The following is a 26,185-nucleotide window of genomic DNA, read 5'->3' on the forward strand; positions in this document are numbered from 1 at the left end:
TGGAAGAAGGGCAAAGTGAAAAGCCGTTTGGGATCTGACGCGTACCGCCGTATGCGATAAACCTTTAGCCAAAGGTCAAGGCATGAGGCTACGCAAGATGAGATTGGAGGTAAGCGTGGGCGCCTCCTCGACGAAATCGAGGTTGTACTGCAGCAGCAAAGGGTTGACGAATGGCCGCAGCGCGAGATGTATCGCTTCTACTGTCTCGTCCAGCGGAGTCTTGCGTTCAAATTCGCCAATCTCTCGCCCCTCTCGCACGATTTGCAACACGAAGCGTTTGATCTGTGCGTCATAAACCTGCGAACTGGGCCAGCTTTCCGACGCCGCGAACGCTGCAATGTCATAGAGTTTTCGGTCGTTAAAAAACAGATTCACACCTGTGGCGATCACCGTTTTGACCAAACGTCGAAAGCGCTCCGTCGGCGACAGGCCTTCTACATTGATAGCCTGCTCCACAGCCGCGACGATTTCTGCCAGACAATTTGCGCAGATGGCTTCACCGATCGCCTGCTTGGAATCAAAAAATTTGTAGATGTAGGCCTTGGAAAACCCGATGGCCTTAGCCAGGTCGGAAACCGTGGTTTTGCCGTAGCCGTATTGACTGAAGTGTTCGTTGGCCGCTGCGACAATCTGGTCTCGAATGTCGTGATCGGCTGGGCCACGGGGGCTGGGCGAAGATATTGATGGCTGATTCATGGGAATAGCTTACTCACCCTATCGAGGACTTACAAATTGTGACCGATGGCATATATAGTCACAAATCGAACATTCGGAAACCACAGCCGATCAGATTTGAAACGGGATGACGTTTGAGTAATCCAGCATGGCGGATTAGCGTTCCACAAGTCGATCGCCGCTAACGCTAAGTAGCTCCATACCCTTCGCCTCGTGCTGGTGACGAAGCTCAGCCCAATCGACAAGAGCTGTTATAGCCGGGCCAAGTGCATGACCCAGTGTTTCATGGCCAAAATCACCATCAAAGAACTCGAGTCGCTGACTCCCAACGATGCCGGCCGCATCCTCCGGGAGGATGGCAATGGCAGGTCGAATCTCAGTCCGCAAGGACGGTGTGTCGGTCGGCTTTTTCTATCGCTATCGCTGGGACGATCAGAACAAAGAGTACGCCTGCGGGTCCTGGCCGCGCAAATCCCTGACGGACATCCGTAAAGCACGCAACCAGGCCCGTGCGCTCATCGATGAGCAGATCAATCCCAACGAGCAAAAGAAAACCGCCAAGGCAGAAGCACTCGGCAAGACCGCAGTGAGCAGCGTGTCCGAACACGATATTCGGGCGCTGATCCGAACGGTCGTCAGCCGCGGCGCTCACCGACAAGCCATCAGTTTCTTCGCCGACCTAACCCAGATGTTCAGCTGAGCCAGGAAGCGCCAGCCTTGGCGGGCCTTGTTGGTCGAGGGTGATCCAACTGAGCTGGTCGACATATCCCCCCTGATACCTGCCGACTACGAATTCGCGGGGCTCCATGAATGAAGTTTCCATCGTTTCGGATTGCGTCTGAAACAAATCCGCCAATCCCGCGTGTCCGCGGCGCGTGCCGGCCAGCGGCCAGTCCTCGCCTGAAATGATCCACTCGATATCTGCGGCAGACAACGCCAGCAGACCTTGTAAATCACCGCGGCCGATTGCTGCAAACGCATCCTTCACAATCTGGACATTCTCTTCTACGGTCATCGAAGCTCTCCGTTTCTCTCACATCTGATCGCGACGCTATGGACCTGACGGGTGTCGGCGATTCAGCCAATATCGACGTTCAAGGCGATGTCCCAAGTGCCGGCGCCATTTTTTGCAAGGCCGATCATCATCAGGCCGAGCGCCTCGAGCGTCTGGGCCATGTGCAGGCCGCCGACATCCAACGGACGCAGCCCGAGACTCTCGATGAACGTCGAGACGCGCGCCTTGGCCTCCGGATTGTCCGCGGCGATGAACGCGTCGAGGGGGCCTCCCTTGGCAAGGACGTGGCCGAAGAGGGTGTTGAATGCCTTCACGACATGCGCGCTGACGGGGGCGATCTTGGCGATCTCCTGCGCACCAGAACTGCCGGCGGGAGAGACAAGGCCCGTGAGGTCCGGAGAGGCCGTGTTGGTGATGTCGATGATCACCTTGCCGTCGAGCGCGTCCCCATACTCGGCCACCACCGACGCCGCACCGGTGTACGGCACGGCGAGGATGACGATGTCGCCGGCCGGCGCGGCCCCATAGGTTCCTGTGGTCGCTCCGGCTGCGAGCTTGTCGGCCAGCGCCTGCGCCTTGGCGGGGTCGCGGCTGATCACCTCAACGGTGTGTCCGGCTTTGGCGGTACGACCGGCAATCGCCGCGGCCATGCCTCCTGAACCGATAATGCTGATAGTGCTCATGTGCAGTCTCCTCGTGAATTAGAGAATTGCTCGTTGTCTCAACGGGCATCCCACGGTTGATATCGCGTGTAGGTAGAGCCGCATGCGTCATCCCTCATGCCATGCCCGGGCCGGCTGCGACCCGGCTCCCTCCTCAACTCAACTCAGTCGACGGGGAAGTAATGGCCGTTGTCCAGGTCCTCGAGCAGGCCGGGTTGAGCAGGCTTCCAACCGAGGGTCTGGCGGGTGATGAGGTTGGACGCCGGGAGGTCCAGCGTGACCAAATTCGCGAGGAAGCCAAAGTATCCCGGCAGCATCAGTACGTCCGCGGGAATGCTCACGGCCGGCACGCCCAGACGGCTGCCAATGGCCTCGGCGATGGCGCGGAACGGGATGCCCTCACTCTCGACCCCATGCCAATATTTGCCCGCCTCACCCTTCTCCAGCGCCAGGCGGAACAAGATGGCGAGGTCACGGGCGTGTACGGCCGGCCACAGGTTCGCGCCTTCTCCCGGGTAACCGATGACGCCCTTTTCCTTCGCCAGCCCGATCAACAATGGCAGGAAGGCGACGTCGGTCGTGCTGTGCGCGATCGTAGGAATCCGCACGATCGACGACCGCACGCCCCGCTCGGCGAGGCCGATGACGGCGAGCTCGACGGCGTTACGAACCCGCAGGGTCCCCTTGTACGCATCGCCGCCGGGAAGTGACGGGTCTTCCTCCGTGGCTGGCCGGCCCAGCTTTTCCCACCCGGGCGCGCCGATGCTCCCCGACACGACCAGCGGCTTGCCGCTTCCAGCCAGCGCCTCGCCGTACGCGAGCATGATCTGGAGTTCCGCAGCGGCCACGGCGTCGATCCCGCCAGAGGGAAGCAGGTCTTGCCTGTGCGCGACGTGGATGACGCCGTCAAACTCCGCCGCCGCCGCCTTGAGCCCATCGAGGTCGGAAAGATCCCCGCGACGCACCTTGGCGCCAAGTGCGGCCACCGCATCTGCGGCCTTGTCCGAGCGGGCCAGGCCGGTAACTTCGTGTCCGGCCGCGACCAGTTCAGGGATGATGTACGAACCGATATGGCCGGTTCCTCCAGTAACGAAAACGCGCATGTTGCTGTTCCTTGTAAGTGAGATGAAAAAATGGTGCTACGGGTGGGCTCAGCCGGGAAGGCTGACCCCGATTGAAAAGTTGGTGTGCTTGACGGAGTGGGCGATGAGGCCCAGCGACAGCAGGCAGACGTGCTCCAGCGTTCGCGCCATGAGCAACGGCCCGGTGTCCATCGGGCGCAGTCCGAGTGTCTTGATGAACGCCGATCGCTGCGGCCATGTCACCTGAGCCGATAATGCTGATAGTGCTCATGCGCAGTTTCCTTGCAGGTATGGGGTAGATCATCCAAGGCTGCTGGTGCGATCCGGCGAACTCACTCAACGTACGATCTATGCTGGTCGCTTCACTTGCAAAAAGCAAGTGATCTATGGAGTTTTACTTGCGACATGCAAGTGATGCTAAGATCCAGCCATGAAGACAACTCTTAAAGAAGACTTTCGGTCCCATTGCGCGGTGAACTACGGCGTGGAGATTTTCGGCGACCGGTGGTCGCTCTTGATCATTCGCGACATCGTTTTTGTTGGAAAGAAGACGTATGGCGATTTCCTGAAATCGGAAGAGGGAATCGCGACCAATGTTCTTGCTTCCCGACTTGCCTTTCTGGAGGAGCAAGGCGTTCTCTCGAAGGCGCCCAGCCCCGACGACAGACGCAAGGACTTTTACACGTTGACCGAGAAGGGCCTGGACCTCATTCCAATTGTGATCAACATTGTGCTCTGGAGCGCGAAGCATGATTCGAAGTCGTACGTGCGGCGCCGCGAGGAGTTTGTTGCTCGATTAAGTCAAAACCCGATGCAGGTGAGCGAGGAAGTGAAGGCGCTGGTCCGCAATGGCGGGTGCATCTTTCCTGAGAGCGGGGGATGAACAAGGCGGCAAACGCGCCCTGTCACGGCGCAATTGGCACTTATCCAATCGTATAAGTTGTGGGCCTGTCAGCGAGGACCTGAAGCCGGCGTCGCCCTCACTTCAATCAGACTGTGGCAGCTCTTTTCCACGAGGGAGATCGCCTCAAAATTTGCGATCACGATTCATCAGTCGAACTTGACCAAGTCCTTAAAGATCAGCTGACCCCAGGTATTTCCGCGTGCCTGCACAAGCAGTCCACCTTCCGAAAGCCCGCCAAGTTTGATCGGCGAGAAACCGAGATTTTCCGCAAGCGCACCAATCTCCGTTGCGGCGCCGTCATCGTCGCTCGCCAGGAACACGACTCTCTTGCCACCCTGTACGGCCGGGTCCTGGTCAAGGACGGCAGCGACCAAATGGTTGAAGCCCTTGACCAGTCTTGCACCCGTGAAGGCCTGCGCGATGACCTTGGAAGAAGGCTGTCCTCCCAGTTCCTCAAGGGGCACGCCGTAGGCATTGGTCACATCGATGAGGGTCTTGCCCTTCCAAGTCGGCAGCGCCTTCGCGACCTCCCGGTGCGATTCGTAACGGACAGCCAAAAAGATGATGTCCGCCTCGATGGCTTCCGCCAGTGTTTTGGGGATGATCGTGGGTCCGATCGCGGCCGCTTCGGCTGCAAAACTTTCCGGGGCGCGTGTGGTTGCAACGGTTACTTCGATGCCTTTGCGGGCAAACGCCTTGGCAAGCGCCTGGCCGAGTTTGCCGAAGCCGATAATTGCGTAGCTCATAAAAATCTCCTTTGGTTTGCCACGCCCTGCGGGCTCCGAAGATGGAATGGAGTGACCGCTCGGGCGTAGCGAATCAGATTTGCGCCAGACCGCCGTCGACGGCGACCTCACTGGCGGTCATGAAGCTGCTGTCCTGCGACGCGAGAAACGCGGCTGCCGCTCCGATCTCCGCCGGATCGGCCATGCGCTGGAGCGGATTCATCGAGGCGAAGACCTTCATGCCTTCCTCGCCTAGCGCTGCCTTCGCGAGTTCGGTCGCCGTCGGCCCGGGCGACAACACGTTGACCCGGATACCGGTGCCCTTCAGGTCCTCCGCCCAAGTCCGCGCGAGGTTGCGCACTGCCGCCTTGCTTGCGCTGTAGACGCTGAATGCCGGGGCGCCCGTGGTGCCGGCGCTCGATCCGGTCAGGATGATCGAACCGCCCTGCCCCATCAGCGGCAGCGCCTTCTGGACCGTGAAGATCAAGCCCTTCACGTTGGTCTCGAAGGTTTCGTCAATGTGCTCGGCGGTGATCTTGCCGAGCGCAAGCGGGCTTCCCGCCCCGGCATTGGCGAAGACGATGTCGAGGGTTCCGCGCTCGGCCTTCACCGCCGCGTAGAGTCGATCGAGGTCGGCCAGATCGGAGACTGAGCCCTTCACCGCGCGGGCATTGGGCCCGAGGTCGGCCATGGCGGCGTCGAGCGCTTCCTGGCGGCGGCCGAAGATGAAGACGAAGGCGCCTTCCTCGATGAAGCGCTTCGCTGCGGCGAGGCCGATACCGGTAGCGCCGCCGGTGATCACGGCGGTCTTTCCATTCAGTCTGGTCATGACGTGCATCCTTCGTTGGAGTTGTACCCAAGCAGGAAATTGCTTGCTTGAGACGAGGATGCAGCGCTGATAACCTAAGGACAAGTATGCACCTTTTGGTAAGTATCAAAAATGACGACGACATCCGAAATCTGCGACACCGGTTGCGGGCTCAACGCCACGCTACGCATCATCTCGGGCAAGTGGAAACCGCTGGTCCTGTTTTTCCTGCGCGGCGGCCCGAAACGCTATGGCGAGCTCAAGCGTTTGATCCCTGGAGTCAGCGACAAGGTCCTGATCCAGCAGTTGAAGGATCTGGAAGCCGATCAGGTGCTTGCACGGACCGACTACAAGGAAGTGCCCCCGCGCGTGGACTACACGCTGACCCCGCTCGGCCGTAGTCTGGCTGATGCGATCATCCCGCTGTGCACCTGGGGAACCGAGAACGCGGCGCAAATGGCAAGCATCTTCGCCAAGCGCGACGCTTTGGCCTAGCGGGATGCTGACGAACCGCTGAGTGGGACGATTTTGCGCAGGCGCGCGCCGTCTTTTCGCAGAGCGAACACCTGAGCCACCACGCCAACAACGAGCGCAAGGGCTATAAAACCCAGCGCACCTTTGAGCAATGGCGAATTCGGGTCAGTGACGATGGGGTGGCCATCGGGGACTCGACGCAACGTCTCCGAGACGGTCGGGACCATCAGCAAGAACGCCGTCAAGCTCAGAAAGATGGTTTCAAGGTACACCCCTGCCCGGCCCAGCCAGGCAACGAACCCAACCCCGTAACCGGCGAGCAACAGCACGATCGTGACCGCCCCGATCACCGGGCTGATCGGTTGTTGCATTGGTCGACCCGACAACCATTTTGGCATTGAAGTGCATTGAACTTGCCCGTGAGAACACGGACAAGCCTCAGTCACTGAGCAAGCAACACTGTGTCGGTTGATTACAACGGAGCTACGTCAAGGGAAGGCGTCTGTATTCAACGGGACAGGCACCTCCATCCTAAAAACCTTCTTCGAAGCGGAACGAGGCGCCGTAGGCAGAATCCGGTAAATGGTTAGCGCCATCGTCCCGCAACCGCGAACGGAAAGTACCGCTCTGTGGTTCAGTACGATACAAGCCACGCTTTTGCAGTTCAGGAATGACCAGCTCAACAAAGTCTTCGAGGCTGCCTGGGCTGATCAGCGGGTTGAGCATGTAGCCACTGGTGCCGGAAATTCGGGCGTGCTCCTCGATCCGATCGGCCACTTGTTGCGGCGTTCCCACCAGAATCAGATCACTGCCCCGAGTGACGTTGGCAAAGCGCTGTTTGACATCGCCGGCGGTCAAGGGCTTGCCACTGCCATCAGGCCGCATCACATAGGAAGTCATGCCTTCGGTGTGAGTGGATAACGCATCGCTGTCCGCGTAGCGGCTGATGTCGATACCGGTATCACCGGCATAACTCACCAGTTGCGCCTGCAAGTGATAGTTGCTCTGCAGTTCGTCATATTTGCGTTGGGCTTCGATCTCGGTCCTGGCCGTAACGATGCGCAGGACCGTCAGAGATTTAACATCCTCCGCCTGACGCCCCCGTGCCCTGGCCTGCGCCCATATATCTTCCAAGCCCTGGCGAATCTCCTGCGGGTTGGATTTGGCGATGAAAATCAGTTCGGCGTGCTTGGCCGCAAACTCGCGACCACGGCCTGACCAACCGGCCTGAATCAGCAAGGGTGTGCGTTGTGGTGATGGAGAAGTCAAATGCGGCCCGGCCACCCGGTAGTGCTCGCCAACATGGTTGATTGGTCGCACGCGATCGCCCTTGGCATAGATCTGGCGAGACTTGTCAGCCACCACGGCATCGTTTGCCCAGCTGCCTTCCCAGAGCTTGTAAACCACATCGAGAAATTCATCTGCGCGTTCATAGCGATCATCGTGCTTGATCATCTGCTCCAGGCCGAAGTTGCGAGCGGCACTGGTCAGATAGGAAGTGACGATGTTCCAGCCGACCCGGCCATTGGTCAGGTGATCCAGCGTGCTGAAGCGCCGGGCATGGGTGAAAGGATGCTCGTAACTGGTGGTGACAGTGACGCCGAAGGCCAGGTTTTCCGTCACGGCAGCTAATGCCGGGATGATCATCAACGGATCATTGGCCGGTGCTTCCACCGCCCACTTCATGGCCGCATCGGCATTGCCACCAAACACATCGTAGAAGCCCAGCACATCACCAAAAAACAGCATGTCGAGATGAGCCTGGTCGGCGATGCGTGCCAGGTTGGACCAGTAGCCCAGCGAGTTGAAGGTCAGTCGCTCGTCAGCCGGGTGCGTCCAGAGGCTCGGCGCGCCGCCACAGCCAACACTGGCTTGCTCGTATAACGCAAACAACAGAGGTTTTGGATCGGACATCGTAGTACCTGTAAAAAGTCATTAAACGCGCGGGTCAGCGCTGATGCTTGAAACCTTTGCCGTAGTGGCGTTCAAGACGGTTCTGAATCAACTCCAGTCCAATGGACAGGAGCCAATAGATAACGGCTGCAGTGGTGAGCATTTCGATGTAGCGGTAGGACGAGCGACCGTACGACTGCGCCAGGAACATCACTTCCCAGACGCCCATCACCGATATCAACGAGGAGTCCTTGAGCATTGAAATGAACTGACTGGTTGTCGGGGGAATGATCGTGCGCATGGCTTGCGGCAGGATGATGTGCAGGAACGTCGCCGCCGGCCTCAGCCCCAGAGCCATCGCCGCTTCGCGCTGTCCAGGTGCTACAGCCATGATGCCAGCACGAAAAATCTCGCTGAGGTAGGCACCATAATTGAGCGAGAGCGCAATGATCCCCGCACTGATTGCGCCAGGAACAACACCCAACTGCGGTAGACCCAGATAGATCAGCAGAATTTGAATCAGCAGCGGAGTACCGCGAAAAAAAGACGCATAGAAACTGGCAATGCCGAAAGCCACTGCACTGCGAGACAGGCGCGCAAGCGCCGTCACGAAACCAAGGAGCAACGAAAACCAGATCGAACAGAAGCACAAAAACAGCGTCAGTGCGGCGCCTTGCAAGAAACCGTTTGGCCCCAAATGCAGACCGACCAGATTGGGCAACTTCTCCAGAATGATCGAGAACTTCAGATCGAAGCTCATGAAAAACATGACGCACAAGCCGAACAGCGCCGCCCAGGTCAAATACAGGCGAGTACGAAAACCGAATAGCTGGCTAAAACGGTGCGGTACGGGCTCGGGTGCAACAGGCGCCTTTGCAGGGTGTGGATTGAGGGCTGTCATTGGCTGATGTCGGCACCGATCCACTTTTGCGAAATCTTGCTCAACGTGCCGTCAGCCTTGAGTTGAGTGATGACCTCAGTGACTTTGTCATTCCATTGAGGGTCGCCCTTTTCGATCGCTACCACGTTGGGCTCTGCATACAGTGTGTCGCCAGCAATTTTAAAGCGAGGATCCTGGGCGATGCGTTCGCGAGCAGTGATGAGGTTGGTGACCATGGCATCCAGGCGCACGCCCGTGCCCAAAGCCAGATCCTGGAAGGCTACCGTTTCGTTGTCGTATGGCGCGATCTGGACGCTTTCGAATGGATAACTCAACGGCTTGTCCTCGGCACCTTCAATCACCAGATCTTTGTTCAAATAGGCTTCATAGGTCGACGCACTGATCACACCGACTTTTTTACCTGACAGATCCTTGCCCGTGACAATGTTCTTGTCTTTGGCATTCACCACGATCACCGCCGGTGACTGGTAATACTCGACCGGGAAGTCGAACACTTCGGCCCGTGCCTTGCTCGGGGTCATCGAGCAGACGCAGATGTCATATCGTCCGTTCCAGCGTCCGGCAGCGATGACATCCCAAGACGGTGTTTGCAGCTTCAGTTTCACCCCTAGCCGTTGCGCAACGGCCTTGGCGACATCGACGTCAAACCCGTCCAGTTGGTTCTGTTCATTGAGAAAGGAGAATGGTGGATAGCTTTCCATCAGGACGCCGGTCAGCTCCCCGCTGCTGGTTACGCGATCCAGAGTGGAGCCCGCGAACGCCGTCGAGCATGTAGCCAATAATGCCAAGCCAAAAGGTAAAAGCGCCTTAGTTTTCACAGACAAGTGCTCCAATCGATTCAAAATACTGAATAGATTAAAACGCACTATAAAAATAGTTTGTACTACATTTATGGAATATAAGACTGCATTCAAGCTATATTGAATCTAGCGATTCAGACGCTACTTACGAGCCGTCAACGAGGTCCATCCCTGCCCTCCATCGCCAAACTTCCTGTGGGGAAGGAGGACTTTGGCACACAGAAATCTTGCGTCCATCCCCTCCGAAAGAGGTGAGGATTCCACCGAGAGCCAGTCGTTTTGTGGGGGTAAAAACGCAGACAAATAAAAAGGGGTCGCGAGATAAAATCTCGCAACCCCTTGAATTATATGGTCGGGACGGAGTGATTCGAACACTCGACCCCTAGCACCCCATGCTAGTGCGCTACCGGACTGCGCTACGCCCCGACTAGGCGTGAAACCTGTTCCTCATCTCGAAGAACGCTTAAGAATATATCGCAAGCTTTTGAAAACTGGAAGTATTTAAAAGCAGGAATTTATTTCTTGAGTACCACCAGAACATCTTCGAGTTCGGCGATCATCTGGCGGATCATTTGCTTGTATTGGGTGGTGTCGTCTTTGGCTTCATCGCCGGAAAGGCGCAGGCGCGCTCCGCCGATGGTGAACCCCTGGTCGTACAGTAACGCGCGGATCTGCCGGATCATCAGCACATCCTGGCGCTGATAGTACCGGCGATTTCCGCGGCGCTTGACGGGGTTGAGTTGAGGAAACTCCTGCTCCCAGTAGCGCAGCACGTGCGGTTTTACCGCACAAAGCTCGCTGACTTCACCGATGGTGAAGTAGCGTTTGCCTGGGATGACGGGGAGCTCGTCGTTATGACTTGGTTCCAGCATAAGCCTCAACTCGGGCCTTCAACTTCTGCCCTGGACGAAAGGTGACCACACGGCGAGCCGTGATCGGGATTTCTTCTCCCGTTTTCGGATTGCGGCCAGGCCGCTGGCGTTTGTCCCGAAGGTCGAAGTTGCCGAAACCGGACAACTTCACCTGTTCGTTGTCTTCAAGAGCGTGCCTGATTTCTTCAAAGAACAGTTCGACCAATTCCTTGGCCTCCCGTTTATTCAGGCCCAGCTCTTCATACAGACGTTCCGCCATCTCAGCTTTCGTCAAAGCCCCCATACGTCACTTCCTTAACGTGGCGTTCAACCTTTGTTCGAGCGAGGTGAGGATGTTTTGCGTCGTGGTATTCACCTCATCGTCATTAAGAGTGCGCGATGGATGCTGCCAGGTCAAGCCAACTGCAAGGCTTTTTCTATGCGGATCAATACCTTTACCCTGATACACGTCAAATAGCCTGAGGTCCGTCAGCCATTCGCCTGCATTTTCACGGATTACGTCCAGTACGGCACTGGCTGCAACGTCTTTGTCTGCCAGCAGCGCAAGGTCACGACGCACTTCAGGAAAGCGCGACAACTCGCTGAATTTTGGCATTTTGCCCAATGCCACTTCGGCCAGAACCAGCTCGAAAACGAAGACCGGACGGTCGAGACCGAGGGTTTTCGACAATTCAGGGTGGATAGCGCCGATGTAACCGACTACACGACCCTCACGCTCGATGCGCGCGGTTTGACCCGGGTGCAACGCAGGGTGGCTGCCTGGTACAAATGTGAACGAATCCAGTGCACCGGCAAAGCCCAGCACTGCTTCCACGTCGGCTTTGACGTCGAAGAAATCCACGGTATCGCGACCTTGGGCCCAGCCTTCCGGCAGACGGCCGCCGCAGACCACACCGGCCAGCATCGGCTCTTGCTTCAGGCCTTCCAGCTGACCGACAAAGCGCAGGCCGCTTTCGAACAGGCGGACGCGATCCTGCTGACGGTTCAGGTTGTGCTGAAGCGACTTGACCAGACCCGGCCACAGGGACGAGCGCATGGCGGCCATGTCGTTCGAAATCGGGTTGGCCAGCAACAAAGGCTCGACGCCTGGGCTGAACAACTCGAACTGTTTCGGATCGATGAAGCTGTAAGTGATCGCTTCCTGATAACCACGAGCCACCAGCAGGCGGCGCAGCTCAGGCAGATCGCTACGCGCTTCAGCCTTGGCTTGCGGCGCCAGACGGGCTTGCGGGTAGCGAACCGGCAGACGGTTGTAGCCGTACAGACGGGCCAGCTCTTCGATCAGATCGACTTCCAGGCTGATATCGAAGCGATGGCTTGGCACTTCTACGCGCCACTGCCCTGCCCCGTCCGCGGAAATCTTCAGACCCAAAGCACTGAGCAGTCGCTCGACTTCGGCCGAATCCATTTCCATGCCCAACATCTGGGTGATGCGCTGAGCACGCAGAGTGACCGGAGCAATCGACGGCAGGTGCTGCTCGCTGACGGTTTCGATAATCGGGCCCGCTTCGCCGCCGGTGATTTCCAGCAACAGGCCAGTGGCGCGTTCCATGGCTTCACGGGCCAGTTGCCAGTCCACGCCACGCTCGTAGCGGTGCGAGGCGTCGGTGTGCAGACCGTAAGAACGAGCCTTGCCAGCGACAGCGATCTGATCGAAGAACGCGCTTTCCAGGAATACATCGCGAGTGGTTGCGGATACACCGCTGTGCTCGCCCCCCATCACGCCGGCAATCGCCAGGGCGCGGGAGTGGTCGGCAATCACCAGCGTATCGCTACGCAGGCTGACTTCCTGACCGTCGAGCAGAACCAGCTTCTCGCCTTCTTCGGCCATGCGCACGCGGATGCCGCCATTGATTTCGGCGAGATCGAAAGCGTGCAGCGGCTGACCCAGCTCCAGCATCACGTAGTTGGTGATGTCGACAGCAGCGTCGATGCTGCGCACGTCAGCGCGACGCAGACGCTCGACCATCCACAGCGGCGTAGGCTTGGACAGATCGACGTTACGGATCACGCGACCCAGGTAACGCGGGCAAGCGGCGGGTGCCAGAACCTCAACCGAACGCACTTCATCGTGTGCGGCTGGCACGATCGCAACGACCGGGCGGGTGACTTCGGCAGCGTAGAGCGCACCGACTTCACGGGCCAGACCGGCCAGGGACAGGCAGTCGCCACGGTTCGGGGTCAGGTCGACCTCGATGCTGGCGTCGTCCAGGCTCAGGTATTCACGAATGTCCTGACCAACCGGCGCATCGGCCGGCAATTCCATCAGGCCGTCGTTGCCTTCACCGATTTGCAGTTCGGCTTGCGAGCACAGCATGCCGTTGGATTCAACGCCGCGCAGCTTGGCCTTCTTGATTTTGAAGTCGCCTGGCAGCTCGGCACCGATCATGGCAAACGGGATCTTCAGGCCCGGGCGCACGTTTGGCGCACCGCAAACTACCTGGAAGGTCTCCGAGCCGTTGCTGACCTGGCAAACGCGCAGCTTGTCGGCGTCCGGGTGCTGCTCGGTGCTCAGCACCTCGCCCACGACCACGCCACTGAATTCACCGGCGGCCGGCGTAACGCTATCGACCTCAAGACCGGCCATCGACAGACGAGCAACCAGCTCGTCGCGACTTACCTGCGGGCTTACCCAGCCGCGCAGCCATTGTTCACTGAATTTCATCCTGCTCTCCTAAGAATTCGTTACGACTAGCGAAATTGCGCGAGGAACCGCAAGTCGTTGTCGAAGAACAGACGCAAGTCGTTCACGCCGTAACGCAGCATGGCCAGACGCTCAACGCCCATGCCGAAGGCAAAGCCCGAAAACTCTTCCGGGTCGATCCCGGACATACGCAGCACGTTCGGGTGAACCATGCCGCAGCCCATGACTTCCAGCCAGCCAGTCTGCTTGCAGACACGGCAGCCTTTACCGCTGCACATCACGCATTCCATGTCGACTTCGGCGGATGGCTCGGTGAACGGGAAGTACGAAGGGCGGAAACGCACGGCCAGTTCTTTTTCGAAGAACACACGCAGGAATTCTTCGATGGTGCCTTTCAGGTCGGCGAAATTGATGTCGCGATCAACCAGCAGGCCTTCGACCTGGTGGAACATCGGCGAGTGGGTGATATCGGAGTCGCTACGGTACACACGGCCTGGGCAGACGATGCGGATCGGCGGTTGTTTCGATTCCATGGTGCGGACCTGTACCGGCGAGGTATGGGTGCGCAACAACATGTTGGCATTGAAATAGAAGGTGTCATGCATCGACCGGGCCGGGTGATGGCCTGGGATGTTGAGCGCTTCAAAGTTGTGGTAGTCGTCTTCGACCTCAGGGCCTTCGGCGATGCCGTAGCCAATGTGGGTGAAGAACTGTTCGATACGTTCCAGAGTGCGGGTAACCGGATGCAGACCACCGGAGGTCTGACCGCGGCCAGGCAGGGTCACGTCAATGGACTCGGCGGACAGTTTGGCGGCTAGATCAGCCTCTTCAAACAACGCCTTGCGCGCATTGAGAACCTCTGTGACACGCTCCTTGGCAACGTTGATCAGAGCACCGACCTGCGGACGCTCCTCTGCCGGCAAATTCCCCAGGGTCTTCATCACCTGAGTCAATTCACCCTTTTTGCCAAGGTAGTGAACCCGGATTTGCTCCAGGGCATTGATATCTTCAGCGCTTTGCACAGCCTCTAGTGCTTGAGAGACCAGCGCATCCAGGTTTTCCATGTACAGACTCCAGATACAAAATAGGGGAAGAGCTTGAAGGCTCTTCCCCTATTTATGACGTTTAACACCTGGGCCCACAGAGGTGAACCCGGGTGACTGTCGGGGGTACTTAAGCCAAGGTGGCTTTAGCTTTCTCGACAATCGCAGCAAACGCCGCTTTTTCGTTCACTGCCAGATCAGCCAGAACCTTACGGTCGATCTCGATGGACGCTTTTTTCAGGCCGGCGATGAAACGGCTGTAGGACAGACCGTTGATACGAGCACCAGCGTTGATACGAGCGATCCACAGAGCGCGGAACTGACGTTTTTTCTGACGACGGTCACGGTAGGCGTATTGGCCTGCCTTGATTACCGCTTGCTTGGCAACACGGAATACGCGCGAGCGAGCGCCGTAGTAGCCTTTAGCAAGTTTCAGAATTTTTTTGTGACGTTTACGGGCAATGACGCCACGCTTTACACGAGCCATGAGTTACTTCCTCTATTCTTGACTAAATTAACGAAGGCGCAGCATGCGCTCGACTTTTGCCACGTCACACGGTGCCAGCAAGCTGCTACCGCGCAGTTGACGCTTACGCTTGGTCGACATTTTAGTCAGGATGTGGCTCTTGAAAGCGTGCTTGTGCTTGATACCGTTAGCAGTTTTCAGAAACCGCTTAGCAGCACCACTTTTAGTTTTCATTTTTGGCATGTTCGGATACTCCGCATTCAGTTGATAAACATAATCAGAAGGCCTGCCGTGCCCTGTTGATTACTTCTTCTTTTTCGGGGCGATGACCATGATCAGCTGGCGTCCTTCCATCTTAGGATGCTGTTCGACCGAACCGTACTCGAGCAAGTCACCTTCAACTCGCTTGAGGAGTTCCATCCCCAGCTCCTGGTGGGCCATCTCACGGCCGCGGAATCGCAAGGATACCTTGGCCCTGTCCCCATCACTCAGGAAACGTACCAGGTTGCGCAGTTTTACCTGGTAATCCCCTTCCTCCGTCCCTGGACGAAACTTGATTTCTTTAACCTGAATCTGCTTCTGGTTCTTTTTCGCTGCAGCAATCTGCTTCTTCTTTTCGAAGATCGATTTGCCGTAATCCATCACACGGCAAACCGGTGGGATTGCGTCGGCGGAAATTTCCACCAGATCCAGTTTGGCTTCTTCAGCAATACGAAGCGCTTCATCAATCGAGACGATGCCAATCTGCTCGCCGTCAGCGCCAATTAACCGAACCTCGCGTGCCGAGATATTCTCGTTGATCGGGGCTTTCGGTGCAGCTCGTTTATCTTGTCTCATTTCACGCTTAATAATAATTACTCCGAATCTGGGCGACCACGCCGGGAAACCGCTTGCGCGAGGAACTCAGCGAACTGGGCGACGGGCATCGAGCCCAGGTCAGCACCTTCACGAGTACGCACAGCGACAGTCTGCATCTCGACTTCCCGATCTCCAATAACCAAGAGATAGGGAACCTTGAGCAAAGTATGCTCGCGGATTTTAAAGCCGATCTTTTCATTTCTCAAGTCAGACTTGGCACGAAAACCGCTTTGGTTGAGAGTTTTTTCAACTTCAGCGGCAAAATCTGCCTGTTTATCAGTGATATTCATGATCACTGCCTGAGTCGGAGCCAGCCACGCAGGGAACGCGCCCTCGTAATGCTCGATCAGAATCCCGACGAAACGCTCGAAGGATCCAAGGATCGCCCGGTGCAACATTACCGGGTGCTTGCGACTGTTGTCTTCGGAGACGTATTCGGCTCCCAGACGGATCGGCAGGTTAAAATCGAGCTGCAAGGTACCACATTGCCAGACACGACCGAGGCAATCTTTTAGCGAGAACTCGATCTTCGGACCGTAGAACGCACCCTCGCCCGGCTGCAGATCGTACGGCAGGCCCGCACTATCAAGGGCTGCGGCCAGCGCGGATTCTGCGCGATCCCACAACTCATCGGAGCCGACACGTTTTTCCGGACGAGTGGACAGCTTCATTTCGACGTCGGTAAAGCCGAAATCGGCGTAGACATCCATGGTCAGCTTGATGAACGCGGCGGATTCGGCCTGCATCTGCTCTTCAGTACAGAAGATGTGTGCATCGTCCTGAGTGAACGCACGCACGCGCATGATGCCGTGCAACGCACCGGACGGCTCGTTACGGTGGCAGGCACCGAACTCGGCCAGACGCATCGGCAGTTCACGGTAGCTTTTCAAGCCCTGATTGAACACTTGCACGTGGCAAGGGCAGTTCATTGGCTTGATGGCGTAGTCGCGGCTTTCCGACTGCGTGGTGAACATATTCTCGGCGTAGTTGGCCCAGTGCCCGGATTTCTCCCACAGGCTACGGTCGACGACTTGCGGAGTCTTGATCTCCAGATAGCCGTTTTCACGCTGAACCTGGCGCATGTACTGCTCGAGCACCTGGTACAGGGTCCAGCCGTTCGGGTGCCAGAAAACCATGCCCGGCGCTTCTTCCTGAGTATGGAACAGGCCAAGACGCTTACCGATCTTGCGATGGTCGCGCTTTTCAGCTTCTTCGATACGCTGGATGTAAGCGGCCAGTTGCTTCTTGTCAGCCCAGGCTGTGCCGTAAACGCGCTGCAATTGCTCGTTTTTGGCATCGCCACGCCAGTAGGCGCCCGACAGCTTGGTCAGTTTGAAAGACTTCAGGAAGCGGGTGTTCGGCACGTGCGGACCGCGGCACATGTCGACGTATTCTTCGTGATAGTACAGACCCATGGCCTGCTCGTTCGGCATGTCTTCGACCAGGCGCAGCTTGTAGTCTTCGCCACGGCTGGTGAATACGTCGATCACTTCGGCGCGCGGAGTGACTTTTTTGATGACGTCGTAATCTTTTTCGATCAGCAGGTGCATGCGCTGTTCGATAGCCGCCAGGTCGTCCGGAGTGAAAGGACGCTCGTAGGCGATGTCGTAATAGAAGCCTTCATCGATGACCGGACCGATCACCATTTTCGCCGTCGGGTACAACTGCTTGACCGCGTGGCCAATCAGGTGGGCGCAAGAGTGGCGAATGATCTCCAGCCCCTCTTCATCCTTTGGCGTGATGATTTGCAGGGTTGCATCGCTGCCGATGACATCGCTGGCGTCAACCAGCTTGCCGTTGACCTTGCCGGCCACGGTGGCCTTGGCCAGACCGGCACCAATGGATGCGGCGACCTCGGCTACGGAAACCGGATGATCGAAAGAACGTTGACTGCCGTCGGGAAGAGTAATAGTGGGCATGGCGCCTCCTCTCCTAGTGGTGACCCCTACCAAAGGTCACGTGGGTTGGGATGAGCAGCCAGTACGCGATTCAGTCCAGGCCATTCAATAATGAACGCCTGCCTTACAGCGGCAGGAGCCTTGCGGCCAACCGGAAACCGAACCAGAGTGACTGGAGATCAAATCAGGGTTATTCGGGCATTGGCCGCCACTGGAGAACAGATCATCCAGAGCCTGAAAATACCCAAGCGTTGGATCCTAGCACAGATGAACGGTCATCGCCGCGACCTTGTTTCGGCAATACCGAATTCAGGGCTTTTGCATCAAAAAGTGAACTTGAGATGTACGACCCACCTCAAATAGGCTGAGAATCGCCACACATTATTGACCCCAAGGAGTTCCAGTCATGCGTCTTATCCGCCTTATCGCCCTCGCCTCCCCACTGGTAATGCTGCTCCCGCTGAGCGCGCAAGCTGCCTGGCCTGCCGGGGTTCGCGAAAGCTATATGAAGGATTGCGTTTCCGCCGCCAGTCAGAGCGTCGACCAGAAGACCGCCGAAATGCATTGCGCCTGTGGCGCAGACAAGCTGAACGAGAAGTTCACGACCGCAGAGATCACCGAGCTGATGAGCAAGACGAAACAGCCGAGTGCCGAGCTGCGAACCAAGGCGCTGGACGCCATTCAGGAATGCAGAGTCAAGAAATAAGCCGCTACGGGGCTAAAAACACCGGCCCTGGCGAGCAGAAAACAGCTGAAAAACCACTATTTCAGACAAAATACACAGCTTTTACAGCTTTTTTTACAGGATGCTTATTTGGCTACAACCCCCTGAAACCGGGGCTTCCAGCCATAATCCGCGACAAAGAACGCACGATGTGAAGGCAAACAACACGTCCGGGGGGCTCCCAAATCGAACATTTCGACTATGATACCCCGGTGTGCCCAGTTGGCCTGAGCAGCACAGTACTACTGAAAATATATGTTTCTTGGAGATACACCATGTCTAATCGCCAAACCGGCACCGTTAAATGGTTCAACGATGAAAAAGGCTTCGGCTTCATCACTCCTCAAGGTGGCGGTGACGACCTGTTCGTACACTTCAAAGCTATCGAAAGCGACGGTTTCAAAAGCCTGAAAGAAGGCCAAACCGTTTCCTTCGTGGCTGAGAAAGGCCAAAAGGGTATGCAAGCTGCTCAAGTTCGCCCAGAGTAATTTCCAGGCGCACTAAAAAAACCCCGTCCATGTGACGGGGTTTTTTATGGCCGCAACAAAAGCCCGATGCAATCAGCCGCAGTTAACGCGGGTAATCACCAGGTTGGCGTCGGTATTGAGGTTCAAGCGATCTGAACGGTATTCCAGAGTGATCATGTCGTTTGGCCTGAGGACTCGTGCAGTCTGCGATCCGGAGCGCGTGCGGGCCTGTTCCAACAGCTCTGGCGAAGCCTTCTTGCCAATGGCGAATTCGGCAGCCTTTGCCTCACAGCGGCCGTGACCGGCCTCGGCTACCACAGGGTCTTTTGCCGACTCGGAGGTACTGCTGCAACCCGTCAACATGACAGCGGCCAGCAAAGTACCCAATGACGCGAGCTTCCAAGGCATGACGCCTCCTTTTCTATAGTTGAACTGAATGTGTGCGACAGCCATTTTGGCGTTTGGTTTCAAGGTCGCTGCCATCACCCTGCCTTCAAAACCGTCAAGCGCGCAAGTCTGCCTGAGCTATCACGCGCTGTTCACCGCGCAATCGTGACTGAATATGAACAAGCTCAGTAGATGTCGATGTAATCGAAGGGTGGTTTCGGCCAGTTCTGCTTCAACGCGTTGAATATCTGCATGACCCAGACCTCATCGCTGGCGGCAACCAGGCCTACATACCCGGAGCCCTTGGCCCACGTCTCAAGACGAAACAGCAGCCCGTCGATATCCGTTCCACCGACGACACCCGACGAAATATAGGCAATACCTGACTTGGTAACCCGCAACTGGGTGTGCGTATCGTCGCTGGCAGACGCCAGCAACTGGCGCACAGCCTCAAGCGTCAAGCCGTCCGGGGTATTCAAATCGATCTGCACAGCACTTTCCTTGAAATCTACAAAGCCCAAGTGTCGCATAGCGCTCCGTTCATGCCTAAGTCGGAGTGCCAAAAGCTGCGCAAGGTGGTTAACTCAACACACAGACTTCCCGACCTCGCGAGACCATCATGACCACCGTGACCATCGACGCCGATATCAAAGTCAGCTGGCCCCAGGGCCACAGCTCTTACAGCCCCAGCAGCCCGGAAGAGTTGGCGATTATTGGCATAGACCTGCTGGTCAAGGACCTGGGCACGAAAGCTGCTCAACAGTTCATCGAGCAGGTATTCGAGAAGTACCCCATCGACGACATGGGCGCTCCCCACACGGAAAGGGAGTAAAACCCCCGCAGACTGGCACCTGCGGGGTATGGCTTACTTGAGACGAGCGAGACGCGTCGTCAGCAAATCGAAGAAGCCCTGAGCATCGCCGTTCGCGACCCAGAATGCATTTTTCGGGGCTTTCAGACCGTCGTACCAGTCAACGATGGTCTGGCCAAAGGTCGGCCCTTCGCGACTGTCGACCACCACATTCACCGCACGACCGGTAAACAGTTCAGGCTTGAGCAGGTACGCGATCACCGTGGCGTCATGCACCGGCCCACCAGGAATACCGTAGTGTTCCATGTCGCCTTTGACGTATTCGTTGAGAATATCGCCCACCAGTTTGCTGGCGTTGTTGTTCAGCGCGGCAATCTGCTTCAGGCGGGCGTCACTGGTCAGAATCTTGTGGGTGACGTCCAGCGGCAGATAGGTCAGCTTGACGCCGCTCTTGAGGACAACTTCAGCTGCCTGCGGATCGGCGAACAGGTTGAATTCAGCGACCGGGGTAATGTTGCCGCCGTTGAAGTGCGCCCCCCCCATGATCACCACTTCCTTGATGCCCTGGGTGATTTCCGGATCCTTAATCAGCGCCAACGCCAGGTTGGTCTGCGGCCCAAGCATCGCAATGGTGATGCTGTGAGGCTTAGCCGCGCGTAAAGTCTCGATCAGGTAACTGACCGCATCGCCTTTGGCCAACCCTTTCTTCGGCTCATGCACAGTGACGCCCGACAGGCCTTCCTTGCCGTGAATATTCTCGGCATAGATCGGCGTGCGCATCAGCGGTTTCGGTGCCCCCGCATAGACCGGCACCTCTTCGCGCCCTGCCCACTCGCGGGCCAGCCGCGCGTTACGCGAGGTTTTGTCCAGCCGCACGTTACCGGCAACGGTGGTGAGTGCGCGGATGTTCAGTTCTTCGGGCGACGCCAGGGCAAACAACAGCGCCACCACGTCGTCAGCACCCGGATCGGTGTCGATGATCAGATCAATCTTTTCCGCCGCGTGGGCGCCTGTAGCGGTGAGCAAGGACAAAAGCAGCAGACTCCGGATCAGGTGATGCAGTCTTTGAGCATAGCGGTACATAGCGCACTCCTTGTGCGTGGGTAAATCGAACCTGGATAAATCGAATCGGGATATAGCGGGTTAGAACGTTACCCCAGCGACCAGCACGATATTGCAGTACGGCTGACATTCGCCCGTACGAACAATCGCCCGCGCCTGTCGGCTAAGGAGCTTGAACTCGTCATGACTCAGCAACCGCCGCTGGCCCATAGCAGCCTTGGCCGTCAGCTCGTCGATCGCCTGCAGCGCCGGCGGCTGCTTGAGCAGGATTTCTTCGGCCAGCACATGGCTTTCCACCTGCATTTCACTGAGCACGACGTTCAAGGTACTGACAAAGTCCGGAATGCCTTGGGACAACGCCAGGTCGATCAACTCAACCCCGGGCGGCACGGGCAGACCGGCATCGCCAATCACCAGCATGTCGCCATGGCCCAGAGAAGCAATCAGCCGCGACAACGCGATATTGAGCAAAGGTGTTTTTTTCATGGTGCTTTAAAAGCCTGTACGTCTGACAAGGAAGGAATCGAAGGTTGCGCACCGGCCCGCGTCACCGACAAGGCTGCCGCGACCTGACCAAAACGAATGGCCCAGGCTTCGCTTTTGCCAGAGGCCAACGCCGCTGCAAACCCGCCGACAAAGGTGTCACCGGCCGCCGTGGTGTCGACTGCCTTGACCTTGGGCGCCGGAAAATGCTCAACACTTTGCCCATTGGCGAACAATGAACCCAGGGGCCCCAATGTGATGATGACCTTGCCGGCACCGGCAGCGATCAATTGGTTCGCGGCCAGTTCGGCGCTCTCCAGCGAGTCCACCGGCAAACCGCTCAGGGCCGACGCTTCGCCTTCATTGGGGATCAGGTAATCGATTGACGAATACCAATCGGCTGGCAATGGACCGGTAGCCGGCGCCGGATTGAGGATCACCGTTTTGCCTAGCTCACGACCGCGCTTGAGGACATAGCCGACAGTCTGCATCGGCACTTCAAGCTGACAAATGATCACGTCGGCTGCCGCAAGCACCGCATCGAACCCGGCAACCACGTCAGGTGTCAGCAGACCGTTGGCGCCCGCAACGATGACAATCGCATTCTGGCTGTTGTCATCGACCACGATCAGTGCCACGCCGCTGGAACCCTCGACCGCTGTCAGCGCCCGGCAATCGATCTGTTCTGCGAGCAACGCAGCGCGCAATTGCCCACCATAAGCATCGTTACCCACGCAGCCGATCATCGACACCTGCGCACCGAGCCGGGCAGACGCGACCGCCTGATTAGCGCCCTTGCCGCCCGACACGGTGGCAAACGACTTGCCATGCAGCGTTTCTCCAGCACGCGGCAGCCGCTGGGCGCGGGTCACCAGGTCCATGTTCAGACTGCCTACAACCACTACTTTTGCTGGCATACATCACTACTCATCAATTCGCTTCAGCGGTATTGGTCGAATACGCCGGCCAGCGGCGCGGTCGACTCTCGCATGACAATACTGGGCGTCACGATTCGTTGATCGGTCGCCAGTTCAGGTATCGCGATCCGCCGCAACAGTACCTCCGCAGCCATTTCGCCAAGCTGCAGGATCGACTGGCCTACGGTGGTCAACGCCGGATAGACATAACGGCTCATCTGAATATCGTCGAAACCAATGACCGACAGCTCGCTCGGCACCCGGATATTGCGCTCGGCAGCCGCCCGCAGTACGCCGATACCGATCATGTCGTTACCGGCAAAGATCGCGCTGGGCGGGTTCTTTTCCAGCAAGATTGCGGCTGCGTTGTAACCGCCGGTGCTGGTGAAGTCGCTTTCGAGCATCCGCTCTCTCGGCACTTCGACGCCCGCCTCTTTCAAGGCGCGGCAATAACCTGCCAGACGCATCTGCGCCACACTGGTATGCGCCGGACCGCCGATGTGGGCAATGTCCAGGTGGCCCAACTCCAACAGATGCCGGGTCGCCAGGTAAGCACCATATTCATGGTCGATGCGCACCAGGTCCGCATCAAGCCCCTCCAGCCCACGGTCGACGATCACCATCGGCGTACGCACGCCGGCCAGCCCTTGCGCCAGCCCGCTATCACCGCCGGCGGAAGCGACAATCAGCCCGTCAATGCGTTTTTCCAGCAGCACGCGCAGGTAACTGCGCTGCTTGTCCGGGTTGTCGTCGGAGTTGCAGAGGATCACGCAATAGCCATTACGCTCGCAGTAGTCCTCGATGCCACGGGCCAACTCCGCGAAGTACGGGTTGAGACTGTTGGGCACCAGCAGGCCGATGGTCGCGGTGGTTTTCGCTTTCAGCGAGCGCGCGACGGCGCTGGGCACGTAGTCCAGGCTTTTGATCGCGGCCTCGACCTTGAGCCGAACCTCTTCACTGACCGGCCGGGTCTTGTTCACCACATGGGAAACCGTGGTGTAGGAAATCCCCGCGAGCGCTGCCACATCCTTGATCGTTGCCATGATTCAGCTCCGTCGACTTGCACGTTGGCTACGGTAGGTATCCAGCACCACCGCGACCACGATCACCGCGCCGGTAATGATGCGTTTGGTCGGCTCGGTCGCACCGATCTGCGCCAGCCCGGCAGCCAGTACCGAAATGATCAGAACACCGAAGAACGTGCTGATGACCGAACCGCGCCCCCCCATCAGGCTGGTGCCACCGATCACTACGGCAGCGATGACTTGCAGCTCCAGGCCGGAACCGGCATTCGGGTCCGCCGCTTCCAGACGCGAGATCTGGAACAGTGCGGCAACACCCGCCAGCAACCCCATCAGACTGAACACCAGAATCTTGTAGGGTTTTGGGTTGATACCCGCCAGACGCACGGCCTCTTCGTTGGTGCCGATGCCGATCAGGTAGCGACCGAACACGGTGCGGGTCAACACCGCCTGAGCGATGAAGATGACCAGCAACGCAATGATGAACGACGGCGAAATACCAAAGGCAACCGGATTGGACAGCCAGGCAAAGGCATCACCAATGTAGGCCGTGCGCGAGCCGGTCATCTGATAGGCAACGCCGCGAGCCATTTCCAGCACACCCAGCGAGACGATGAACGACGGAATGCGCCAGGCCACGGTGATCGAACCGGTGATGGTCCCGGCCAATGCGGCAGCGGCCATACCCAGCAGCGCCGCCGGCAAGACACTCCAGCCCCAGCCGAGAATCGCCACACTGACGGTCGACGCCGCCAAGGCCAACACCGAGCCTACCGAGAGGTCGATGCCGCCGATGATCAACACGAACGTCATGCCGACCGCCAGCACCATCAAGTCCGGTATCTGGTTGGCCAGCGTGCTGAAGGTTTCGTAAGAGAGGAAATGACTGCTCAAGACCGAGAACAGCGTAATCATCGCCAGCAAGGCACCGGCCAGACCCAGATAGGTACCGAGGCCGTAAAAATTGCCACTACGTTTGCCAGCAGACAGTGCAGTTATCATGGGAGATCCCTAGGCGCCGCTTCATGGAGCAACGCATCACGTTTTTGGTAGCCGGCAAAAGCGGCAGCAAGCAAATCATCCTGAGTCCAGCTGTCGCGCTCGAAGGTGTCGATCAAACGCCCGGCCGACAACACGCCGATGCGGTCGCAGATCAACATCAATTCACGCAGATCACTGGACACCACCACCAGCGCCTTGCCCTGACGCGTCAACTCGCCGAGCAATGCGTAAATATCAAACTTGGCACCGACATCGATGCCGCGAGTCGGCTCATCGAACAGCAGCACCGAACACTCACGCTCAAGCCAGCGACCGATCACGACCTTCTGCTGATTGCCGCCCGACAATTCTGAAACCAGTTGCGCAGGGCTGGAGCTGCGAATGCGCATGGCGTCGATCTGACGCTGCGCCAGTGCCATCTCGTCACCCGGGTTGACGATGCCGCCACTGGAGATCACCGGCATATTGCCCAGGGCAATGTTGGCGCTGATCGACTGAGTCAGCAGCAGGCCTTCGCCTTTGCGATCTTCGGTGATCAGGGCAATCCCGTGACCGACCGCATCGGCAGGCGAACGGATGCTCACCACTTGCGCCGGAGAACCGAGAGCGACCGTGCCACTGTCTGCCGCATCGGCGCCGAAGATCAGGCGCAGCAGTTCTGTGCGCCCTGCCCCGATCAATCCGGAAATCCCGAAAATTTCGCCGCTGCGCACCTCGAAAGACACATCGCGAACCTTGTCCGAACGGCTCAGCCCTTTGACGGTCAGGGCTGGCGCACCGATTTGCCGTGGGCCGAGATCGATGTGCTCGCCCAGTTCACGCCCCACCATCAGATTGACCAGCTGCTCGCTGTTATAGTTGGCCATGGGTTCGACGCAGACCAGATTACCGTCACGCAACACGGCAATCCGCTGAGCAACCCTCGCCAGTTCTTCCAGACGATGGGAAATGTAAATGATCGCCACACCGCGGGCTTGCAGACGGGTGATTTGCTCAAAGAGCATCTCGACCTCACGAGCCGTCAGCATCGCGGTCGGCTCATCGAGTATCAGTACATGGCAGTCGCCGATCAGGTTGCGAGCGATCTCGACCATTTGCTGATGACCGATCCCCAACTCACCGACCAGCGTGTCCGGATCGATCGCATCGAGCCCGACCTGAGCCATTGCTGCGATTGCCGCTTTGCGCAGTTGCTTGCGGCTGATCCATCCGCCATTGCTGGGCAGGTTATCGAGAAACAGGTTTTCGGCGACGGACAAGGTCGGCAGCAGATTGAGCTCTTGCATGACCATGCGAATGCCCAGCTCTTCAGCCTGGGTTCGGCTGCCGGGACGGTAATCGCGCCCCTGGAACTGCATCTGGCCGGTGGTCGGTGCGACCAGTCCGCCAATGATTTTCGACAGCGTGCTTTTGCCTGCACCGTTCTCGCCGGTCAACGCCAGCACTTCACCACGCATCAGCGTCAGGTCAATGCCGGTCAACACCGGTTGCGCGTACGTCTTGCCGATACCGCTGACCGAAAGGACTGCGTTCGGGGCACAAACTGACATAAAAAACTCTCCATGCGCTCGCCCTTGCGAGCGGGCGCCG

General features: G+C 57.8%; 31 protein-coding genes, 1 tRNA gene and 1 pseudogene. 6 read left to right on the forward strand and 27 right to left on the reverse strand.

Annotated features, from left to right (window positions below; all coding sequences use genetic code 11):
* Positions 1 to 75: 75 nt before the first annotated feature.
* A complete protein-coding gene (locus tag AC1RKH_RS19395; RefSeq protein WP_493061644.1) occupies positions 76 to 696 on the reverse strand; it encodes a TetR/AcrR family transcriptional regulator in 621 nt (206 codons plus the stop codon).
* 264 nt (positions 697 to 960) lie between these two features.
* On the opposite strand from AC1RKH_RS19395, the pseudogene AC1RKH_RS19400 reads away from it, so the two are divergent.
* Positions 961 to 1,468 (forward strand): annotated as a pseudogene (locus tag AC1RKH_RS19400) (Arm DNA-binding domain-containing protein); the annotation flags it as partial.
* On the opposite strand, the gene AC1RKH_RS19405 reads toward AC1RKH_RS19400, so the two are convergent.
* The 3 genes from AC1RKH_RS19405 to AC1RKH_RS19415 form a co-directional block, all read right to left on the reverse strand.
* Positions 1,355 to 1,690, reverse strand: a complete 336-nt coding sequence (locus AC1RKH_RS19405) for a nuclear transport factor 2 family protein (RefSeq protein ID WP_493061879.1) — start codon at positions 1,688 to 1,690, stop codon at positions 1,355 to 1,357. The pseudogene AC1RKH_RS19400 and the gene AC1RKH_RS19405 sit on opposite strands and share 114 nt — an antisense overlap.
* Before the next feature lie 62 nt (positions 1,691 to 1,752).
* Positions 1,753 to 2,373, reverse strand: a complete 621-nt coding sequence (locus AC1RKH_RS19410; protein ID WP_493061643.1) for an NADPH-dependent F420 reductase — start codon at positions 2,371 to 2,373, stop codon at positions 1,753 to 1,755.
* A gap of 143 nt (positions 2,374 to 2,516) precedes the next feature.
* Positions 2,517 to 3,455 carry an SDR family oxidoreductase gene (locus tag AC1RKH_RS19415; RefSeq protein ID WP_493061642.1) on the reverse strand — a complete coding sequence of 313 codons (939 nt, stop codon included), beginning with the start codon at positions 3,453 to 3,455 and terminating at the stop codon, positions 2,517 to 2,519.
* A gap of 409 nt (positions 3,456 to 3,864) precedes the next feature.
* On the opposite strand from AC1RKH_RS19415, the gene AC1RKH_RS19420 reads away from it, so the two are divergent.
* Positions 3,865 to 4,317, forward strand: a complete 453-nt coding sequence (locus AC1RKH_RS19420) for a winged helix-turn-helix transcriptional regulator (RefSeq protein WP_493061641.1) — start codon at positions 3,865 to 3,867, stop codon at positions 4,315 to 4,317.
* Between the two features lie 167 nt (positions 4,318 to 4,484).
* Here the strand turns inward: AC1RKH_RS19420 and AC1RKH_RS19425 are convergent, their stop codons facing one another.
* Together AC1RKH_RS19425 and AC1RKH_RS19430 are read right to left on the reverse strand one after the other, a co-directional pair.
* Positions 4,485 to 5,084, reverse strand: a complete 600-nt coding sequence (locus tag AC1RKH_RS19425) for an NADPH-dependent F420 reductase (protein ID WP_493061640.1) — start codon at positions 5,082 to 5,084, stop codon at positions 4,485 to 4,487.
* A 73-nt stretch (positions 5,085 to 5,157) separates the two neighbouring features.
* The gene (locus AC1RKH_RS19430) at positions 5,158 to 5,892 is read right to left on the reverse strand and encodes an SDR family NAD(P)-dependent oxidoreductase (RefSeq protein ID WP_493061639.1); all 735 of its coding nucleotides are present in this window, start codon (positions 5,890 to 5,892) and stop codon (positions 5,158 to 5,160) included.
* Between the two features lie 111 nt (positions 5,893 to 6,003).
* Here AC1RKH_RS19430 and AC1RKH_RS19435 point away from each other — a divergent pair, with 111 nt between their 5' ends.
* Positions 6,004 to 6,366, forward strand: a complete 363-nt coding sequence (locus tag AC1RKH_RS19435; protein ID WP_210639524.1) for a winged helix-turn-helix transcriptional regulator — start codon at positions 6,004 to 6,006, stop codon at positions 6,364 to 6,366.
* Here the strand turns inward: AC1RKH_RS19435 and AC1RKH_RS19440 are convergent.
* The 13 genes from AC1RKH_RS19440 to thrS all read right to left on the reverse strand — a co-directional run bounded on the left by AC1RKH_RS19440 (position 6,363) and on the right by thrS (position 17,741).
* Positions 6,363 to 6,716: a hypothetical protein gene (locus AC1RKH_RS19440; RefSeq protein WP_493061638.1), complete on the reverse strand. Its 354-nt coding sequence runs from the start codon at positions 6,714 to 6,716 to the stop codon at positions 6,363 to 6,365. The two genes, AC1RKH_RS19435 and AC1RKH_RS19440, sit on opposite strands and share 4 nt — an antisense overlap.
* Positions 6,717 to 6,876: 160 nt before the next feature.
* A complete protein-coding gene (locus AC1RKH_RS19445; RefSeq protein WP_493061637.1) occupies positions 6,877 to 8,259 on the reverse strand; it encodes an LLM class flavin-dependent oxidoreductase in 1,383 nt (460 codons plus the stop codon).
* 34 nt (positions 8,260 to 8,293) lie between these two features.
* Positions 8,294 to 9,139, reverse strand: coding sequence for an amino acid ABC transporter permease (locus AC1RKH_RS19450; RefSeq protein WP_493061636.1), 846 nt, complete (start codon positions 9,137 to 9,139; stop codon positions 8,294 to 8,296).
* Entirely contained in the window at positions 9,136 to 9,957 is an 822-nt protein-coding gene (locus AC1RKH_RS19455) for an ABC transporter substrate-binding protein (protein ID WP_493061635.1), read from the reverse strand. The genes AC1RKH_RS19450 and AC1RKH_RS19455 overlap by 4 nt, the downstream gene beginning before the upstream one ends.
* 331 nt (positions 9,958 to 10,288) lie before the next feature.
* Positions 10,289 to 10,365, reverse strand: a tRNA-Pro gene (locus AC1RKH_RS19460).
* Between the two features lie 89 nt (positions 10,366 to 10,454).
* Positions 10,455 to 10,811 carry a MerR family transcriptional regulator gene (locus AC1RKH_RS19465; RefSeq protein WP_003179985.1) on the reverse strand — a complete coding sequence of 119 codons (357 nt, stop codon included), beginning with the start codon at positions 10,809 to 10,811 and terminating at the stop codon, positions 10,455 to 10,457.
* A complete protein-coding gene (gene ihfA, locus AC1RKH_RS19470) occupies positions 10,792 to 11,094 on the reverse strand; it encodes an integration host factor subunit alpha (protein WP_002553164.1) in 303 nt (100 codons plus the stop codon). The genes AC1RKH_RS19465 and ihfA overlap by 20 nt, the downstream gene beginning before the upstream one ends.
* Positions 11,095 to 11,097: 3 nt before the next feature.
* Positions 11,098 to 13,476, reverse strand: a complete 2,379-nt coding sequence (gene pheT, locus AC1RKH_RS19475) for a phenylalanine--tRNA ligase subunit beta (protein ID WP_493061634.1) — start codon at positions 13,474 to 13,476, stop codon at positions 11,098 to 11,100.
* A 26-nt stretch (positions 13,477 to 13,502) separates the two neighbouring features.
* Positions 13,503 to 14,519, reverse strand: coding sequence for a phenylalanine--tRNA ligase subunit alpha (gene pheS, locus AC1RKH_RS19480; RefSeq protein ID WP_007905876.1), 1,017 nt, complete (start codon positions 14,517 to 14,519; stop codon positions 13,503 to 13,505).
* A gap of 109 nt (positions 14,520 to 14,628) precedes the next feature.
* Positions 14,629 to 14,985, reverse strand: coding sequence for a 50S ribosomal protein L20 (gene rplT, locus AC1RKH_RS19485; protein WP_007905879.1), 357 nt, complete (start codon positions 14,983 to 14,985; stop codon positions 14,629 to 14,631).
* Between the two features lie 27 nt (positions 14,986 to 15,012).
* A complete protein-coding gene (gene rpmI, locus AC1RKH_RS19490; RefSeq protein ID WP_008145659.1) occupies positions 15,013 to 15,207 on the reverse strand; it encodes a 50S ribosomal protein L35 in 195 nt (64 codons plus the stop codon).
* A gap of 60 nt (positions 15,208 to 15,267) precedes the next feature.
* Positions 15,268 to 15,819, reverse strand: a complete 552-nt coding sequence (gene infC / locus AC1RKH_RS19495) for a translation initiation factor IF-3 (protein WP_173860028.1) — start codon at positions 15,817 to 15,819, stop codon at positions 15,268 to 15,270.
* On the reverse strand, positions 15,819 to 17,741 hold the full coding sequence (gene thrS, locus AC1RKH_RS19500) for a threonine--tRNA ligase (RefSeq protein WP_123425775.1): 1,923 nt from the start codon (positions 17,739 to 17,741) through the stop codon (positions 15,819 to 15,821). The genes infC and thrS overlap by 1 nt, the downstream gene beginning before the upstream one ends.
* A 385-nt stretch (positions 17,742 to 18,126) precedes the next feature.
* Here thrS and AC1RKH_RS19505 point away from each other — a divergent pair, with 385 nt between their 5' ends.
* Both AC1RKH_RS19505 and AC1RKH_RS19510 read left to right on the forward strand, forming a co-directional pair.
* Entirely contained in the window at positions 18,127 to 18,426 is a 300-nt protein-coding gene (locus tag AC1RKH_RS19505; protein ID WP_123425774.1) for a hypothetical protein, read from the forward strand.
* A gap of 293 nt (positions 18,427 to 18,719) precedes the next feature.
* The gene (locus tag AC1RKH_RS19510) at positions 18,720 to 18,932 is read left to right on the forward strand and encodes a cold-shock protein (RefSeq protein ID WP_003179963.1); all 213 of its coding nucleotides are present in this window, start codon (positions 18,720 to 18,722) and stop codon (positions 18,930 to 18,932) included.
* Between the two features lie 72 nt (positions 18,933 to 19,004).
* On the opposite strand, the gene AC1RKH_RS19515 is transcribed toward AC1RKH_RS19510, so the two are convergent.
* Both AC1RKH_RS19515 and AC1RKH_RS19520 read right to left on the reverse strand, forming a co-directional pair.
* Entirely contained in the window at positions 19,005 to 19,319 is a 315-nt protein-coding gene (locus AC1RKH_RS19515) for an I78 family peptidase inhibitor (RefSeq protein WP_123425773.1), read from the reverse strand.
* Positions 19,320 to 19,483: 164 nt separating this feature from the next.
* Positions 19,484 to 19,789 (reverse strand): hypothetical protein, encoded by a 306-nt coding sequence (locus AC1RKH_RS19520; protein ID WP_123426084.1) that lies wholly within the window; start codon positions 19,787 to 19,789, stop codon positions 19,484 to 19,486.
* Between the two features lie 128 nt (positions 19,790 to 19,917).
* Between AC1RKH_RS19520 and AC1RKH_RS19525 the strand changes: the two genes are divergently transcribed.
* The gene (locus tag AC1RKH_RS19525; RefSeq protein ID WP_123425772.1) at positions 19,918 to 20,130 is read left to right on the forward strand and encodes a hypothetical protein; all 213 of its coding nucleotides are present in this window, start codon (positions 19,918 to 19,920) and stop codon (positions 20,128 to 20,130) included.
* Between the two features lie 33 nt (positions 20,131 to 20,163).
* On the opposite strand, the gene AC1RKH_RS19530 is transcribed toward AC1RKH_RS19525, so the two are convergent.
* Genes AC1RKH_RS19530 through AC1RKH_RS19555 form a run of 6 tightly spaced genes read right to left on the reverse strand, consistent with a single transcriptional unit; the run spans position 20,164 to position 26,145 of the window.
* Complete coding sequence (locus AC1RKH_RS19530; protein ID WP_493061633.1) at positions 20,164 to 21,192, reverse strand: nucleoside hydrolase; 1,029 nt, start codon at positions 21,190 to 21,192, stop codon at positions 20,164 to 20,166.
* 60 nt (positions 21,193 to 21,252) lie between these two features.
* Positions 21,253 to 21,657: a D-ribose pyranase gene (gene rbsD, locus AC1RKH_RS19535; RefSeq protein ID WP_493061632.1), complete on the reverse strand. Its 405-nt coding sequence runs from the start codon at positions 21,655 to 21,657 to the stop codon at positions 21,253 to 21,255.
* Entirely contained in the window at positions 21,654 to 22,571 is a 918-nt protein-coding gene (rbsK, locus tag AC1RKH_RS19540) for a ribokinase (RefSeq protein ID WP_493061631.1), read from the reverse strand. Before rbsK ends, rbsD begins: the two co-directional genes overlap by 4 nt.
* Before the next feature lie 23 nt (positions 22,572 to 22,594).
* A complete protein-coding gene (locus AC1RKH_RS19545) occupies positions 22,595 to 23,614 on the reverse strand; it encodes a LacI family DNA-binding transcriptional regulator (protein WP_493061630.1) in 1,020 nt (339 codons plus the stop codon).
* Between the two features lie 3 nt (positions 23,615 to 23,617).
* Positions 23,618 to 24,595 carry an ABC transporter permease gene (locus tag AC1RKH_RS19550; protein ID WP_493061629.1) on the reverse strand — a complete coding sequence of 326 codons (978 nt, stop codon included), beginning with the start codon at positions 24,593 to 24,595 and terminating at the stop codon, positions 23,618 to 23,620.
* Positions 24,592 to 26,145 (reverse strand): sugar ABC transporter ATP-binding protein, encoded by a 1,554-nt coding sequence (locus AC1RKH_RS19555; protein WP_493061628.1) that lies wholly within the window; start codon positions 26,143 to 26,145, stop codon positions 24,592 to 24,594. Before AC1RKH_RS19555 ends, AC1RKH_RS19550 begins: the two co-directional genes overlap by 4 nt.
* Between the last annotated feature and the right edge of the window lie 40 nt (positions 26,146 to 26,185).

This window comes from Pseudomonas sp. GW822-FHT06B12 (assembly GCF_058799675.1).

What these genes read in the sequence shown, in the direction of transcription:
- AC1RKH_RS19395 (WP_493061644.1), bottom strand. Translation starts at nt 696, where the DNA reads ATGAATCAGCCATCAATATCTTCGCCCAGCCCCCGTGGCCCAGCCGAT.
- AC1RKH_RS19420 (WP_493061641.1), top strand. Translation starts at nt 3,865, where the DNA reads ATGAAGACAACTCTTAAAGAAGACTTTCGGTCCCATTGCGCGGTGAAC.
- AC1RKH_RS19550 (WP_493061629.1), bottom strand. Translation starts at nt 24,595, where the DNA reads ATGATAACTGCACTGTCTGCTGGCAAACGTAGTGGCAATTTTTACGGC.
- AC1RKH_RS19465 (WP_003179985.1), bottom strand. Translation starts at nt 10,811, where the DNA reads ATGCTGGAACCAAGTCATAACGACGAGCTCCCCGTCATCCCAGGCAAA.
- AC1RKH_RS19410 (WP_493061643.1), bottom strand. Translation starts at nt 2,373, where the DNA reads ATGAGCACTATCAGCATTATCGGTTCAGGAGGCATGGCCGCGGCGATT.
- AC1RKH_RS19545 (WP_493061630.1), bottom strand. Translation starts at nt 23,614, where the DNA reads ATGGCAACGATCAAGGATGTGGCAGCGCTCGCGGGGATTTCCTACACC.
- AC1RKH_RS19405 (WP_493061879.1), bottom strand. Translation starts at nt 1,690, where the DNA reads ATGACCGTAGAAGAGAATGTCCAGATTGTGAAGGATGCGTTTGCAGCA.
- AC1RKH_RS19555 (WP_493061628.1), bottom strand. Translation starts at nt 26,145, where the DNA reads ATGTCAGTTTGTGCCCCGAACGCAGTCCTTTCGGTCAGCGGTATCGGC.
- thrS (WP_123425775.1), bottom strand. Translation starts at nt 17,741, where the DNA reads ATGCCCACTATTACTCTTCCCGACGGCAGTCAACGTTCTTTCGATCAT.
- AC1RKH_RS19435 (WP_210639524.1), top strand. Translation starts at nt 6,004, where the DNA reads ATGACGACGACATCCGAAATCTGCGACACCGGTTGCGGGCTCAACGCC.
- pheS (WP_007905876.1), bottom strand. Translation starts at nt 14,519, where the DNA reads ATGGAAAACCTGGATGCGCTGGTCTCTCAAGCACTAGAGGCTGTGCAA.
- AC1RKH_RS19450 (WP_493061636.1), bottom strand. Translation starts at nt 9,139, where the DNA reads ATGACAGCCCTCAATCCACACCCTGCAAAGGCGCCTGTTGCACCCGAG.
- AC1RKH_RS19505 (WP_123425774.1), top strand. Translation starts at nt 18,127, where the DNA reads ATGCGTCTTATCCGCCTTATCGCCCTCGCCTCCCCACTGGTAATGCTG.
- AC1RKH_RS19525 (WP_123425772.1), top strand. Translation starts at nt 19,918, where the DNA reads ATGACCACCGTGACCATCGACGCCGATATCAAAGTCAGCTGGCCCCAG.
- rbsK (WP_493061631.1), bottom strand. Translation starts at nt 22,571, where the DNA reads ATGCCAGCAAAAGTAGTGGTTGTAGGCAGTCTGAACATGGACCTGGTG.
- rpmI (WP_008145659.1), bottom strand. Translation starts at nt 15,207, where the DNA reads ATGCCAAAAATGAAAACTAAAAGTGGTGCTGCTAAGCGGTTTCTGAAA.
- pheT (WP_493061634.1), bottom strand. Translation starts at nt 13,476, where the DNA reads ATGAAATTCAGTGAACAATGGCTGCGCGGCTGGGTAAGCCCGCAGGTA.
- ihfA (WP_002553164.1), bottom strand. Translation starts at nt 11,094, where the DNA reads ATGGGGGCTTTGACGAAAGCTGAGATGGCGGAACGTCTGTATGAAGAG.
- AC1RKH_RS19440 (WP_493061638.1), bottom strand. Translation starts at nt 6,716, where the DNA reads ATGCAACAACCGATCAGCCCGGTGATCGGGGCGGTCACGATCGTGCTG.
- AC1RKH_RS19425 (WP_493061640.1), bottom strand. Translation starts at nt 5,084, where the DNA reads ATGAGCTACGCAATTATCGGCTTCGGCAAACTCGGCCAGGCGCTTGCC.
- rbsD (WP_493061632.1), bottom strand. Translation starts at nt 21,657, where the DNA reads ATGAAAAAAACACCTTTGCTCAATATCGCGTTGTCGCGGCTGATTGCT.
- rplT (WP_007905879.1), bottom strand. Translation starts at nt 14,985, where the DNA reads ATGGCTCGTGTAAAGCGTGGCGTCATTGCCCGTAAACGTCACAAAAAA.
- AC1RKH_RS19510 (WP_003179963.1), top strand. Translation starts at nt 18,720, where the DNA reads ATGTCTAATCGCCAAACCGGCACCGTTAAATGGTTCAACGATGAAAAA.
- AC1RKH_RS19430 (WP_493061639.1), bottom strand. Translation starts at nt 5,892, where the DNA reads ATGACCAGACTGAATGGAAAGACCGCCGTGATCACCGGCGGCGCTACC.
- AC1RKH_RS19515 (WP_123425773.1), bottom strand. Translation starts at nt 19,319, where the DNA reads ATGCCTTGGAAGCTCGCGTCATTGGGTACTTTGCTGGCCGCTGTCATG.
- AC1RKH_RS19445 (WP_493061637.1), bottom strand. Translation starts at nt 8,259, where the DNA reads ATGTCCGATCCAAAACCTCTGTTGTTTGCGTTATACGAGCAAGCCAGT.
- AC1RKH_RS19415 (WP_493061642.1), bottom strand. Translation starts at nt 3,455, where the DNA reads ATGCGCGTTTTCGTTACTGGAGGAACCGGCCATATCGGTTCGTACATC.
- AC1RKH_RS19530 (WP_493061633.1), bottom strand. Translation starts at nt 21,192, where the DNA reads ATGTACCGCTATGCTCAAAGACTGCATCACCTGATCCGGAGTCTGCTG.